This is a genomic window from Ureibacillus xyleni, assembly GCF_900217795.1.
Taxonomy (GTDB): Bacteria; Bacillota; Bacilli; order Bacillales_A; family Planococcaceae; genus Ureibacillus; species Ureibacillus xyleni.
In genome coordinates this window covers 168,905-182,235 of record NZ_OBMQ01000006.1, presented here as the reverse complement: position 1 = coordinate 182,235, position 13,331 = coordinate 168,905, and the positions used below count along the sequence as shown (strand labels likewise).

Below are 13,331 nucleotides of genomic sequence, written 5' to 3'. Positions count from 1 at the left end.
TGATAAATTCCACCTTGTTATGATACAATAACATCTAGAAATACATATACTAAAAAACATACAACCGGAACACTTTCCGATTTATAATAAAGGAGCATTCTTATGGCTACAAAATCAGAGCTTCAACAAAAAATTGCAGAACTTAAAATGGATTATATTAACCTACAAGGTGATATTGAAAAGCTTGAAAATACAGGACATATCGATTCTGTTACAAAAGCTGAAGAACGCCTTGCCAACATGGAAAAGCAACTTGCTGAACTGAATAAACAGCTCGCGGCGTTGTAATTTGCCGCGAGTTTTTTTTATCGGTTACCGAGAGTGCGTTCACTATGAAATTCTTATTCCAAAATTAAAATTGAACAATAATTTAAATATTATCGGGGGAAAATTTACTTATGGCAATATTAACTGTTGAAAAGTTAGGTCACTCTTTTGGGGACCGTACCCTTTTTAAAGACGTTTCGTTTCGTTTAGTAGAAGGCGATCATATCGGACTTGTTGGTGCTAATGGTGTAGGAAAATCCACATTAATGGGCATTATTACAGGTCAAATCATTCACGATACAGGAAAAGTAGAATGGTTACCAGGCACACATTACGGCTATCTCGATCAACATACTGTATTAAGTGCAGGTCGTTCTATGCGAGAGGTTCTACGTGATGCCTTCCTGCCACTTTATAAAAAAGAAGAAGAGTTAAATGAGATAGCTGCAAAAATGGCTGATGCTACACCTGAAGAATTAGAAGTTCTTCTCGAGCAAATGGCTGACGTTCAAGATGCTTTAGATGCAGGAGATTTTTATACACTAGATATTAAAATTGAAGAGGTTGCGCGCGGTTTAGGATTAGATGCAATCGGGTTAGATCGAGATGTTGCTGCTCTTTCAGGTGGTCAACGTACAAAAGTTTTATTAGCAAAACTTTTACTTGAAAAGCCAAAAGTTTTATTACTAGATGAGCCAACCAACTATTTAGATGAAGAACATATAACTTGGCTTTCAAATTATTTAAAAGATTATCCATATGCTTTTCTCTTAATTTCCCATGATACAGAATTTATGAACGGTGTAGTAGATGTTATTTTCCATTTAGAATTTACAAAAATGACTCGCTACACAGCAACATATGAGAAATTTTTAGAGTTAGCGGAAATTAATAAACGCCAACACATTGATGCATACGAAAAACAACAAGAATTTATCAAAAAGCAAGAGGAATTTATTGCAAAGAACAAAGCACGCTATTCAACAACTGGTCGTGCAAAGTCCCGCCAGAAACAATTAGAACGCTTGGAACGAATTGATCGACCTGAAAGTGCAGTGAAACCTGAATTTAGCTTCAAAGAATCCCGTGCGTCAAGCCGCTATGTTGTTGAGGCTGAAAATTTATCGATTGGATATGATCCTGCTAAACCATTATTACCACCCCTTACATTCACGATTGAGCGCGGTGAAAAAATTGCTTTAATTGGGATGAACGGTGTCGGGAAATCTACTTTACTAAAAACGATGCTTGGTAAAATCAATGCTTTAGGTGGATCTGTACGCCGTGGAGATTTCTTATTCCCTTCTTACTTTGAACAGGAAGTAAAAGCTGGAAACATGACGCCAATAGATGATGTGTGGAATGCATTCCCGAGCATGGACCAACATCAAGTTCGTGCTGCGTTAGCTCGAGCAGGTCTGAAAAATGAGCACATTTCTCGTCCATTAAATTCCTTATCCGGGGGCGAGCAAGCTAAAGTTCGTCTTTGTAAGCTGATGATGGAAGAATCGAACTGGCTAATCTTTGACGAACCAACAAACCATTTAGACGTTGATGCAAAAACAGAATTAAAACGCGCGATGCAAGATTACAAAGGCACAATCGTATTAGTATCCCACGAACCAGAGTTTTACGAAGGTTTAGCAACAAAAGTATGGAACGTTCAAGATTGGTTCACTACTGGGAAAACGGATTTATAAGATTGCTTCGGTTTGAACATCTTTTTTAGAGGTGTTCAAACCGTTTTTTTAATTAATGGTTTTTTCTACATTGAATCATTAAACCCCCACGTGCCTTCTAAAAAAGAAACTTTAAATCTATTTCATCACTTACACACTCTCAAAACCAATTCTCAAATTTTTGAAACTTTTTCTTCTTTATTACGTATATATTTATAGAAAAACGGTTATAGATATATGTGAAGCCCACTTAAAAATATACGAACTATTGACTTATAATTAGCTTACTGGTAAGATATCTATAGGAACGAAATCTCTTACTTATAAGCTATGACAAAACAAATGAAAGCGAGGAGATTTTATGACAGTAACAATTTATACACAATCTAGCTGTTCCTCATCAAGAAAAGCAATTAAATGGTTAAAAGAAAACAAGATTAATTACACAGAAAAACGTATTACATCTCAACCTTTAACATTAGCAGAATTTAAAAATATATTAAGAATGACAGAAGACGGTACTGACGAAATTATTGCTACCAACTCCAACGATTTTAAAAACCTTGATATTGATATTGACCAACTTTCAATTCAAGATCTATACAACTTAATTCAACAACATCCACGCATGTTAAGAAGCCCAATTTTACTGGATGAAAAACGCATTCAAGTGGGCTATAACGAGATGGATATTCGCCGCTTTATTCCACGTAAAGTACGTGCTTATGAATTAAACGCGATGCAACAGCTTGTATCACAAGTTTAATTGTCAGTGAAAGCACTTGTTCACTAGACATGCGATATGATTTATATAAGTGGAGCGAAACATTATGGATAGCCAAAAATATGAAACTCTTTCCTCCCTTTTTGAAGTAGTTGCTTCATTGGAAAGGAAATGGGCAAATGAATGGAATCAACAAAATAATTTAGGATTTTCAAAGTCTCACATTCTACTATTAGATTTATTATCGAAAGAAGGTCCAAAACGTCCTTCAGCCATTGCAGAACGATTAAAAGTAACCACTGGTGGTGTAACCGTCCTAACTACGAAGCTTATTAAGGGTGGGTTAATTGAGAAAACTCAAAACAGCGCAGATCGACGTGCTGCTCAAATTGCCATTACTCCAGAGGGCGAAAAAATACTTGAGGAGTCCCGAGCTCAAGTCACTGCAATGGTTAACTCTATGTTCGGAATGCTTTCTATGGACGAAATACAAACACTCCATACAATTTTCGAGAAATGCTTAATTAGTGGAAATGGATACCAAAATAAAGAAGAGTAAATTAAAACACAAGCTGCATAGAGGGCAACTTGTGTTATTTTGTGTTATAGAAGACTTCCCGTAATGGAAAGCCTCTTCACTATGCTGTTACTACATCTTGTAATGTTGCATCAGCTAGTAGTATTTCTTTTAAACGCGCTTTTGCACGGAATAGACGTGACTTTACTGTTCCAATTGACACTTTCATTAACGTTGAAATTTCAGCTAATGAATACTGATCTACATAGAAGTACCATAAAGTTTTTTGGTAGATGCCATCGAGCTGTTGCATTTTTTCTTGGACCATTTTCGTTACAGCCTCTTTCTCAATTTGTTCCTCTGTTGAAATGTCATTATTGGGAACCAAATCTAAAATCGGTACGTCTAATGTTTCAGGTTGACTCATCATATACTTGCTTCTTCTAACATTTTTGCGATAGCGGTCGCGGAATGTATTCATTGTTATTGTTGTTAACCAAGCTTTCACATGGTCAACCTGTCTTACTTGTTCTTCATTACGTACAACTTTTACCCACACTTCCTGCATTAGATCTTCAGCTTCTGCAGTGTTGCGTGTCAATTTTAAACATAAATGATATATATAACGGTTAAATTCCTCATAAATTCCTGATAAACAGTTAGTCATTTTTAATTTCCTCCATTATCTAACTTCTGTAATCATTTTCCCAAATTATTGGATTACACTCTATCGTATTTGCTTTCAATTTCATTACATTCGTGTAAGATTCAGACCCATCACTTGTAATTTTAAAAATGTGTTAAATGCGTACCGGGGGCCTTGAATTTTCAGAATTGTTTGCGTACCCGGTACTTGAAATATTCTGAATTGTTTGTGTACCGGGTACCTGTGCTATACTATTTCTACTACTTGAAAATTTTGAAAAGAGGGATTTGCTTTGAGTCATGTACAAAAGTTAGATAAGTATTTCTCAGAAAATCGCGCAAAACATTTAGAGGAACTATTTGATTTCCTTTGTATTCCAAGTATTAGCTCACTTTCCGAACATAAAGAAGATATACAAACCGCTGCAAATTGGCTTGCAGATAAGCTTCGTAAGTTAAATATTGAAAACGTTTCGGTAGACAAGACAAACGGACACCCTGTTGTTTACGGGGAATGGCTACACGCTGAAGGTAAACCGACTATCCTATTTTATGGACATTATGATGTACAACCTGTTGACCCCCTCCATCTTTGGGAGTCTGAACCTTTCAAACCTGAAATCCGAGACAACTTGCTGTTTGCTCGCGGTGCTTCGGATGACAAAGGCCAGGTGTATATGCACTTAAAAATGATTGAGGCGTTGTTTGCTACTGAAGGAACGCTTCCAGTAAACGTAAAATTTATCTATGAAGGTGAAGAGGAAATTGGTAGTCCAAACCTCCCTGCTTATGTAGAGGCAAATAAGGAAAAGTTAGCGGCAGATCTTATTTTAATTTCCGATACAGGCCTTTATGGACCAGGAAAGCCTGCTGTATGTTACGGGTTACGTGGGTTAACAGGGGTTCAAATTGACGTTCGCGGAGCAAAAGGAGATTTACACTCAGGACTATATGGTGGGGGTGTGCAAAATGCAATCCACGCTCTTGCTGACATTCTAGCTTCATTCCGTGATGAACATGGCACAATTCAAGTTGATGGTTTCTACGATCGAGTACGTCCCCTTTCTGAAGAAGAGCGTCAAGCTTACCGTGACCTCCAATTTGACGAAGAAGCTTTGAAAGAAGAAATTGGGGTTCAAGAGCTCTTTGGGGAAGCAGGCTATTCTTACCTTGAACAAACTTGGGCTCGTCCAACATTAGAAGTGAACGGAGTATTTGGAGGATTTTCTGGAGAAGGAATTAAAACAGTACTACCAGCTGAAGCCGGAGCAAAAATTACTTGTCGTTTAGTTCCAGACCAAGATCCAAACGAAATCGTTCAATTACTAAAAGCTCATATTGAAAAACATAAACCAAAAGGCGTGACAGTAAACGTTTCCGAATTTGATAAAGGTGCACCTTACATGACACCTTTTGATCACCCTCTCATTCAAGCTGCAGGTCGTTCTTACGAGAAAATCTATAACGTCCCTACAGCATTTATACGTGGAGGCGGATCAATTCCAATTGTGGCGGCTTTTGATGAAATCTTATCATTGCCAGTCGTACTAATGGGCTTCGGTTTAAATAGTGAAAACTTCCATGCACCAAATGAACACTTCCATTTAGAAAACTTTGATAAAGGACTTCGTGTGCTCGGCGATTATTTACATGAAGTATCAGATTTAAAATTATAATTTCTTTAGTGGCTCAAAAGTATTTTGAGTCACTTTTTTTGATCCCACATTACAAATATTACAACTGCTTATGGGAAAGGAATTTTCTAAATATTTGTAGAATTGAATTTATACCAATAAAATGCTAGAAAATAAAATTGTTAGGAGAGTGATTGAATGGAGACAAAATGGGGTTTAGTATTTTACTTCCAACCTGTTGTATGTTTACTGCTTTTATTAATTGGAATTTACACGTTTGTAGCAGGTAGCCCACATCTTCTACCATGGGCATTCATTGTAACTGGCCCGTTATTTAGTGCTATGGCATTAATAGAAACTAAACAACAAAATAAAAACGCTAGCATTTTTTACTATTCTTTAGCTGTGGTTGCATTTTTATTTGGCTTCTATTCATTTATTGCATTCTAACATAAAAAATTATTATGCCGATGAACATATATGCTATATTTCATCGGTTTTTTTATTGGCAAATATAGGAACTATTCACTGTTTACTTTATGTTTTTGCTTAGAGTAAAATTGCCATAGACTTGTCAAATTATACCTGAAATAGGATAACTACCAGATAGTATAATACATATAAGGAACAAATACCTATATATTCAAAACCCTTCAAGGAAAATATTCGTTAGAAGCGTGAGGTGACAACATGAATGTCAAACTACACCGATTAACTAAACTAGAGTCACAAATTGTTAATTTATATTCAGATGGTAAATATAATGAAGCAATTAAATTAGCAAATGAATTATTAGACAACGCCAAAAAAACAGAAGATAAAAAATCAATGATGAACGCCTATATGAACTTAGCTGGTTGTTATTATTATTTAGGACAAATAGAAAGCGCTTTCGAGAATGTACTTCTTTTTAAACAACTATGCGATGAATTCGGGGATGAGCGTGATAAATATTATTTGTATAGTCTAAGCGCACTTATTTATGAGTTTGAGGAAAATTATAATGAGGCAAAGACAGCTATTTTAGAATGCATACATTACGCACTTGAATTAGACATGTATTATTCTCTTTGTCTAAGTTATAACACCTATAGTTCTTATTTAATAATTGAAGAAAATTATGAAGAAGCATTAAACTATGCAAACATCGCTATGCAATTTGCCAAAAATCATTGCCCAAGTGATGTGTTGTTGCAATGTCAAATCTATATCAATGTTGCCTACGCTTATATCGGTTTAAATCAATTGGATACGGCAAGGGAAATTCTTGAACCCCTCTATTCGAATTCTTACTTAAATAGTAACTTACATGAAAAAGGCTACTATTTCTATGTTTTAGGATTGTTATATAAAAGGCTAGGCATCTATGAAAAGGCACTTCACACTTTTCAAGAAGCAACGATCATTTTATCCACCTATAATGATCACTTAATGCTTAGGGTTATCTCAAAAACAACTGCTCAATTGTATGAGCTTTTGCAAGACTTCGAAAATGCATGTTTAATGTGGAAGCAATACATCACCTACTCGGAGAACATATTCAAGTTACGTTTATCGTCAAAGGTTAGAGAGCTTGATATTAAACATAGTGTTGCCGCTATTGAGAGACGTGCGAATATGGATACTCTAACAGGTGTTTATAATCGATACTACCTAGAAACAACTTGTAATAAATGGTTAACAGAAGCTAAACAAACAGGAACATCCGTATGTTGTATTGTTTTCGATGTAGACCATTTTAAAGTAATCAATGACACGTATGGGCATTTAGTGGGCGATGAAGTTATTAAAGCTGTTGGGGAAACGTGTTTACATGTTTTAGGGAATGATGAAAATACAATTGTTGGACGTTACGGTGGCGACGAGTTTGTAGCAATCTTGAAAGGCTACTCTAATTCTGAAGTTTTTCAAAAAGCTCAAGCAATATTTACAGCACTTACTGAGTTACAAGTCCCCTACCTCCATCACCACATTCAACTAAAAATTAGTATGGGAGTAGTTTGTACAGAAAGTGTCCCGTCCGCAAAGAAGTTTACGCAAATTTTTAAAATTGCAGACCAAGCACTTTATATTGCGAAAAAACACGGCCGAAATCAGATTGTGTTTTTATCAAAAGACAATTGCTCTGTCTAAATTTCCGCAGAAAAAACACCGCGCTGTTGCATAGGGCACTGAAAAAGTCAATTTTAATAAATTTTTATAATAAAAATACGCTCAGATCTTTTAGGAAGTGGGATTCACGAAGACTCCTACGGGAACAGCTTGAGCTGAAGACCCCGCAGGAGCTTGCGACGAGGAGGCTGAAGCCAAGCCCGTGGAAAGCGAAGTGAATCCCACCTTCTATTTAGAAGCAAATAATTACTATAAATTTTTATCGGTATTTAGTTTTTCAGTGGCTTCCTGTTGCACGGTGTTTTTTAAATCCGACCTATAAAAGCGTTATGTATATAAATAGGGGAGGTTATATATGTTGTCAAAGCTTTTATTAGGTTCTTTGAGCTTTACTAAAGACACTTTTATTAATTGAGCGATTTACATAAAGGGTTACGAATGTTTAACGCTTTATGTTGATTTAAGTGTATCATCAACTATACTGGACGAATATACACTCGCCTATCATGTCACATTTTTATCACAATCATGTTCACAAATTCGAAATAAACCGCTATATACCGGCACCCCACGATTTAGAAGTACCAATTAATTGATTCTCCTTCTCTTCCCAAGGTTAGCAACACTTTTTCAAGTAACAAGAAAGCCCGTCCCACACCTAAGCGAGACGGACTTCCCAAAGCTATTGAAGAATCATACCAACTGATGCATAAATGAGAACTGTTGCAAAAACAGCTGTCATATAAATTAATGAGTATGCAAACATTCTATTTGCCCATTTCTTCTCATCCATTTGACGATATCCAACAAAACTAATCCACAACCAAATTCCACCTAAAATAAGTGAAGCACACATTAAACCCAAGCTTAATGGAATAAATAATAAGCTAGTAAACATTAAAAGTATAAGGTATATATTTGTTTGAATGTATGTTCTTCTCATGCCTTTAACAACCGGTAGCATAGGTATATTCGCTGCACCATAGTCATCTCTTTTGCGGATGGCAATAGCATAGAAATGTGGCATTTGCCAAATGACCATAATAATAAATAATGCCCAAGCAGCTGGATGCCAAATATCCGGTGCGACTGCTGCCCATCCAATTAGTGGTGGCATAGCCCCTGATATACTGCCAACCTCAGTATTCCATATCGTTTTTCTTTTTGTCCACATTGTATATGGAACGACATAAAAGAAAACACCTAAAAATCCAAGAAATGCTGCAAGAGGCGTTGTTAAGTATAAAACGATAAGTCCTACAATGAGTAATACAATCCCAACAATTAATACATTTTTAGAATTTAACTCACCTGTTACTGTAGGACGTGATTTTGTTCGTTGCATAATCGCATCTATATCACGGTCATATAAGTTATTAAAAGTTCCAGCTGCCCCAATAATTAAGGCCGAACCAATAAAAGCTAATATAATGTGTGGTATATGTTCAACAAAGCTTAGTTCATACGTATATAGAGCAAGCATTAGTGCAGCAATCATCGGAATTAAATTTGACTTGATGATTCCGGTTTTTACTGTCTTTGCCCATAAGTTTAAATAGTTTTGCATAGTATGTCTAATTCTCCTCATTGTTAGGCCCACGTAGGTAAGCACTATATTCTATCATACCACTGAAATATGATTTTCAACAATCTACATGACATATTAATTTTGAAAAAAAAATGGCTATTATCGATACTTTCTACAATAGAATTTTCAATATTAGTATAGTACATATAGGACTACATTGAAATAACTTTGAATACAATCAAGGAAGGGGTGTGATGGAATGAACAAAAAAATAATGCACCTATCTCGAATTTTATTAGGCGTTATTTTTTTGGGTGCCGGATTAAATGGTTTCATCGTATTTTTTGGATTTGAATCTTTATTTCCTACGAGTCCAGAGGCAATGGCGCTTTTTACTTTTGATTATTTATTAGTCGCTGAAAAGTCCCTCGAAGTCATCTGTGGAATGTTATTGTTAGTTAATCGATATGTTCCTTTAGCAATCGCAGTTCTTTTACCGCTAGTGGTAAATATTTTATTATTACATTTATTTTTAGATCCAAGTCTACTTTTCTTAGCAATTATTCTTTTAATTCTAGAAGGCTATTTACTAATTTTTTATAAAGCGCATTTTATCCAGATTTTTGATAAAAAACCCCAATAAAAAGGTGTCTCAAATTAAAGAGACACCTTTTTCTTTATCTTTTATTTGCTTCTGTTGCTGCGAGTAAGCCTATTGTTTGGTTCTTTTTCCATACACTATCCCAATATTTTAATGATACGATTGTTTCTCCTACAGCTGGTGCAATTTCTACCGTAATTCCCGGCATCTTATAGTTCATAATAAACCAATCTGTTGAAGCCCCTGAACCTGTTTCTCCAGTTGGTGGTAATACTCGATAGCCTGTTACTTTGCTAATCATTTTTGCAACAGATAGGTCACGTGTTAATTGCGACCCCTTTTGATGATGATAATAATAGAGAACTGAACCCGAACTATGGTAAGAAATGTAAGACTTAAATTGATGTTTTGCCACAAAACTTCTTAACGCTTGTGATTCCGGCTCCGAGAATGGCTTGTTCCCTTTATAATTTTTATAAGAAGCGGCTTTAGATGAAGCTTTCGTCGCCCATCCCCCATCAAAATTACGATTTAAGTCAACCCCTCGAATATTTGCTTTCCAGCGATTATAATTTGTACTACCATTATTCAACTTTTTAGTAGCGGCACTTGCATTTTCCTTTGATTGCACCAGTGTAACACCATCTGGATTCATCATTGGGACAAACCATATACTTACTTGGTTTAGCAATGTTTTAACTTGATAATTATTGAATTTTGTTCCTTTAACATAATGATATGTATATTGATCAATCATTTCGAGCAACACATTCGTTGTCATATGTTCCCTTGCATGCATTGAAGCATCCATTAAAATTTCCTTTTTACCATTGCCGACTTTTAACGCATACATCGTTTTTCCTTGTACTGATGCGCCAATTTTAACAAGCTCTGTAAATTCCGGATACATATATGAAAATACTTTTAAATAATATTCCATTTCTTTATAACTAATATTCTTTTTCGGCATTACTTGATCTGTATGCTGGAAGTTGCTTAAATCAACATACACACGTTTCCCAAGTAATTCGATTACCCCACGGCCACCTGTTACCATATGTAATTTTACTTTCTCACCCTTAGCAATTGTTCCAACGATATTCCCACCCTTATCTGTAAGTGATGCGTTTGTTTCTGCAACAATTGTTCTTGGAAAGCTTCCCTTTATATGTACTTCTAAATTTGGCTTTTCATTGGTTGATGTAAAGGCATCTCTTGGAATATAAAAATAATCGCTTCCTACTTTAACGACTAGATAATTTAAAGTCGCTTTTGTTGGTGTTAGAATAACTCCTTCTTCTAACGTTCCAACCTGTTTAAAGGTGCCTGATGAAACGTAATAATAAGGTGTCGTTTTAATGATTTTCCCATTTCCACTTTCATAAGGTGGGATTGCGGGTTCTTCTTCCGGTAGTGGTTCAATTTCAATTGGTTCTGGAGTTTCGATAGTCGAATCTTCATCATTATTTTCGTCTTCTTGAGGAGGTATTGTCTGTTCATTCTCAACGATTTCGGTATCATTATCCCCTTCATAAATAGTTGGAGTCTCATCAATTGTTTCAACGGGTTCATTCGCAGATGCGATTGATAATGAAGAAAATGAAAGGGCCGTTGCAAGAAAAATAGATAATCCTCTTTTAATTTTTGTCATGCTGTCAACTCCCATTAGTATAGGTTTAGAAGATAAATCTTCTTACCTCTCATTTTAACTATAAAAATGGTAGTTTGACTATACACTCTATGGCGATTACTATTACATTTATATTAAGTTTTAACAATTTTTCTCTTTCTATCTATTACAGAACAAGCTGCCTTTAATAAAGGTAATACAACTAAGAAAACAAAAAGCAATCTAAACATTTGAAACACGGTCACAACAGACACATCTGCTCCGACGATTGTGGCTAGTAAACTCATCTGATCTAATCCCCCCGCTGCAGTACTTAAGAAGCTTGTCGCCAATGAATAATTTAAAAAGGATTTTAATAGTAATGCTTGCGCAAAAGTAACAATTAATAAAAACAATGCACTACCGATTCCAAGAATCAAAACCTTTTTCCCTAACTTCAACATTTCCGGCTTTAGTTGAAGACCAATATAGGCTCCCATAAATAATTGTGCAGTATGAAGAAGGATGCTGGGAATTTCTGGTGTGTGGATTGAACAGAAGTTAAGAACGACAATGAATAACACTGGTGATAAAAAGAAAGGTACTGGTATTTTCAATTTTTTTCCTACTATTACAGAGCCGAATGAAGCAAATATTAGGAAAGCTATTGGCATGATTGCAACTAATTCGAAGCTTTCTCCACTACTAGCTTGGATAATGTGTCCAGAAAGAGAAAAAGGCACAAGGAACACAATGCTAATCACCCGGACTACATGGAAGAAAACGACAACTGCTAAGTCAATATCCTCTTCCTCCTCAGCAAAAACTGTAATTTGCGCTAATCCCCCTGGTACGGTACAAGTTAATGCTGTCTTTAAAGATAAGTTCCCTATTTTTTGCACACCTAGTGCCATAAAGATACTAATAATTACTAGCCCGATATTTAAAAGAAGCATGAATGTAATAAGCCATCCCATTCCAGCTAATAACTCCAATTGAAAAGCCTGTCCAATGGAGATTCCAACTATTAATAAACCAAAGTTTCGTAATTTCACTGGCCAATACAATTTATATTTTATAAAGAACTGACTAATTAGGACAGCAAATAATGGCCCCAACATCCAAGGAACTGGCATACCACTAACATTAAAACAATGTGCGCCGATTAAACTAATGAGCGCCACCAAACCAATTGATTTAAAACGCACAATATGAACCCCTCTTTCTCTTCTAGATTACCATAAAATGATAAAAAACCGATATCCTTGGCTTAAAGGAAATCGGTTTTTGAAAGAGGGTTGTGAGATATGTGCTTATCAGTCTAACTATAATTTGTACAAAACTTTTGTAATTATACTTTTTCAGAAATTAATTTTTTTAACTCTTCTTGCGACTCTCTTAAAGTTTTTACTTCTTGCTCTAAAGAATTAATTTTATCAAGCATTGGTTGCAATGCTTCACTCAACATTAATTGTAGACGTTCTGCTTTTTCACTAATTTCCATTATGCTTGCCTCCACAAAAGAAGTATTTTACTTACATGTTTATAATACTTCTTTTGCGTTAGAAAAAACAGTTGTACTGCTAAATCGTAATAAATATGTCACGATTGTTGAAAGTTTAAAAGCCAGCCTACCCCAAATTGATCAACAACATTCGCATGTAAAGCACCCCAGGAAGTTAGTTGCAGCTCAAAGGTAATTTTTCCGTCAACAATAAGTGATTGATAAACCCTTCTAATTTCTTCTTCACTTTCACATTCCAATGAAATCCGAACATTATCACCTTTTTGAGTTTGTCCAAACGTATCGGAAAAATGTATACTACCTCCGCCAAGAAATAACTCAGCATATACGCATTTTCCATCATCATCCAGTTGAATATTTCGAATTTCACCACTAAAGAGATTCCGATAAAATTCAATTACTTCTATGCAATTATCAACAAATATATACGGGCTTGCACTTCTCATCTCAATTCCTCCAAACACCAATAGTTTAACATCCTCAATTTGTT

The 13,331-nt window shown here is 35.4% G+C and carries 14 protein-coding genes; 8 read left to right on the top strand and 6 right to left on the bottom strand.

The window, feature by feature from the left end; all coding sequences use genetic code 11:
• Positions 1 to 102 precede the first annotated feature (102 nt).
• The 4 genes from CRO00_RS10805 to CRO00_RS10790 all read left to right on the top strand — a co-directional run bounded on the left by CRO00_RS10805 (position 103) and on the right by CRO00_RS10790 (position 3,229).
• A complete protein-coding gene (locus tag CRO00_RS10805) occupies positions 103 to 288 on the top strand; it encodes an SE1832 family protein (RefSeq protein WP_097073684.1) in 186 nt (61 codons plus the stop codon).
• Positions 289 to 398: 110 nt separating this feature from the next.
• Positions 399 to 1,967, top strand: a complete 1,569-nt coding sequence (locus tag CRO00_RS10800) for an ABC-F family ATP-binding cassette domain-containing protein (protein WP_097073683.1) — start codon at positions 399 to 401, stop codon at positions 1,965 to 1,967.
• Positions 1,968 to 2,307: 340 nt separating this feature from the next.
• Complete coding sequence (gene spx / locus CRO00_RS10795) at positions 2,308 to 2,712, top strand: transcriptional regulator Spx (RefSeq protein ID WP_097073682.1); 405 nt, start codon at positions 2,308 to 2,310, stop codon at positions 2,710 to 2,712.
• A gap of 64 nt (positions 2,713 to 2,776) precedes the next feature.
• Complete coding sequence (locus tag CRO00_RS10790; RefSeq protein WP_097073681.1) at positions 2,777 to 3,229, top strand: MarR family winged helix-turn-helix transcriptional regulator; 453 nt, start codon at positions 2,777 to 2,779, stop codon at positions 3,227 to 3,229.
• Between the two features lie 79 nt (positions 3,230 to 3,308).
• Here CRO00_RS10790 and CRO00_RS10785 read toward each other — a convergent pair whose 3' ends face one another.
• Positions 3,309 to 3,854, bottom strand: coding sequence for an RNA polymerase sigma factor (locus tag CRO00_RS10785; protein WP_097073680.1), 546 nt, complete (start codon positions 3,852 to 3,854; stop codon positions 3,309 to 3,311).
• 271 nt (positions 3,855 to 4,125) lie between these two features.
• On the opposite strand from CRO00_RS10785, the gene CRO00_RS10780 reads away from it, so the two are divergent.
• The 3 genes from CRO00_RS10780 (at position 4,126) to CRO00_RS10770 (ending at position 7,599) form a co-directional block, all read left to right on the top strand.
• Entirely contained in the window at positions 4,126 to 5,508 is a 1,383-nt protein-coding gene (locus tag CRO00_RS10780; RefSeq protein WP_097073679.1) for a dipeptidase, read from the top strand.
• Between the two features lie 156 nt (positions 5,509 to 5,664).
• Positions 5,665 to 5,916, top strand: a complete 252-nt coding sequence (locus tag CRO00_RS10775; RefSeq protein WP_097073678.1) for a hypothetical protein — start codon at positions 5,665 to 5,667, stop codon at positions 5,914 to 5,916.
• A 240-nt stretch (positions 5,917 to 6,156) separates the two neighbouring features.
• On the top strand, positions 6,157 to 7,599 hold the full coding sequence (locus tag CRO00_RS10770; RefSeq protein ID WP_097073677.1) for a tetratricopeptide repeat-containing diguanylate cyclase: 1,443 nt from the start codon (positions 6,157 to 6,159) through the stop codon (positions 7,597 to 7,599).
• A 661-nt stretch (positions 7,600 to 8,260) separates the two neighbouring features.
• On the opposite strand, the gene cyoE is transcribed toward CRO00_RS10770, so the two are convergent.
• Positions 8,261 to 9,145: a heme o synthase gene (gene cyoE, locus CRO00_RS10765; protein ID WP_097073676.1), complete on the bottom strand. Its 885-nt coding sequence runs from the start codon at positions 9,143 to 9,145 to the stop codon at positions 8,261 to 8,263.
• 220 nt (positions 9,146 to 9,365) lie between these two features.
• On the opposite strand from cyoE, the gene CRO00_RS10760 reads away from it, so the two are divergent.
• On the top strand, positions 9,366 to 9,749 hold the full coding sequence (locus tag CRO00_RS10760; RefSeq protein ID WP_097073675.1) for a hypothetical protein: 384 nt from the start codon (positions 9,366 to 9,368) through the stop codon (positions 9,747 to 9,749).
• Between the two features lie 34 nt (positions 9,750 to 9,783).
• Here the strand turns inward: CRO00_RS10760 and CRO00_RS10755 are convergent, their stop codons facing one another.
• From CRO00_RS10755 to CRO00_RS10745, 4 genes are all read right to left on the bottom strand, one after another.
• The gene (locus CRO00_RS10755) at positions 9,784 to 11,358 is read right to left on the bottom strand and encodes a M14 family zinc carboxypeptidase (protein ID WP_161946663.1); all 1,575 of its coding nucleotides are present in this window, start codon (positions 11,356 to 11,358) and stop codon (positions 9,784 to 9,786) included.
• 113 nt (positions 11,359 to 11,471) lie between these two features.
• A complete protein-coding gene (locus CRO00_RS10750) occupies positions 11,472 to 12,524 on the bottom strand; it encodes an AbrB family transcriptional regulator (RefSeq protein WP_161946662.1) in 1,053 nt (350 codons plus the stop codon).
• Positions 12,525 to 12,667: 143 nt separating this feature from the next.
• Entirely contained in the window at positions 12,668 to 12,820 is a 153-nt protein-coding gene (locus CRO00_RS20140; RefSeq protein WP_161946661.1) for a hypothetical protein, read from the bottom strand.
• A gap of 98 nt (positions 12,821 to 12,918) precedes the next feature.
• Entirely contained in the window at positions 12,919 to 13,287 is a 369-nt protein-coding gene (locus tag CRO00_RS10745; protein WP_097073672.1) for a VOC family protein, read from the bottom strand.
• Positions 13,288 to 13,331: the final 44 nt, after the last annotated feature.

Coding starts and splice junctions, on each gene's coding strand:
- CRO00_RS10790 (WP_097073681.1), top strand. CDS start 2,777: ATGGATAGCCAAAAATATGAAACTCTTTCCTCCCTTTTTGAAGTAGTT.
- CRO00_RS10755 (WP_161946663.1), bottom strand. CDS start 11,358: ATGACAAAAATTAAAAGAGGATTATCTATTTTTCTTGCAACGGCCCTT.
- cyoE (WP_097073676.1), bottom strand. CDS start 9,145: ATGCAAAACTATTTAAACTTATGGGCAAAGACAGTAAAAACCGGAATC.
- CRO00_RS10800 (WP_097073683.1), top strand. CDS start 399: ATGGCAATATTAACTGTTGAAAAGTTAGGTCACTCTTTTGGGGACCGT.
- CRO00_RS10775 (WP_097073678.1), top strand. CDS start 5,665: ATGGAGACAAAATGGGGTTTAGTATTTTACTTCCAACCTGTTGTATGT.
- CRO00_RS10770 (WP_097073677.1), top strand. CDS start 6,157: ATGAATGTCAAACTACACCGATTAACTAAACTAGAGTCACAAATTGTT.
- CRO00_RS10745 (WP_097073672.1), bottom strand. CDS start 13,287: ATGAGAAGTGCAAGCCCGTATATATTTGTTGATAATTGCATAGAAGTA.
- CRO00_RS20140 (WP_161946661.1), bottom strand. CDS start 12,820: ATGGAAATTAGTGAAAAAGCAGAACGTCTACAATTAATGTTGAGTGAA.
- CRO00_RS10785 (WP_097073680.1), bottom strand. CDS start 3,854: ATGACTAACTGTTTATCAGGAATTTATGAGGAATTTAACCGTTATATA.
- CRO00_RS10805 (WP_097073684.1), top strand. CDS start 103: ATGGCTACAAAATCAGAGCTTCAACAAAAAATTGCAGAACTTAAAATG.
- spx (WP_097073682.1), top strand. CDS start 2,308: ATGACAGTAACAATTTATACACAATCTAGCTGTTCCTCATCAAGAAAA.
- CRO00_RS10760 (WP_097073675.1), top strand. CDS start 9,366: ATGAACAAAAAAATAATGCACCTATCTCGAATTTTATTAGGCGTTATT.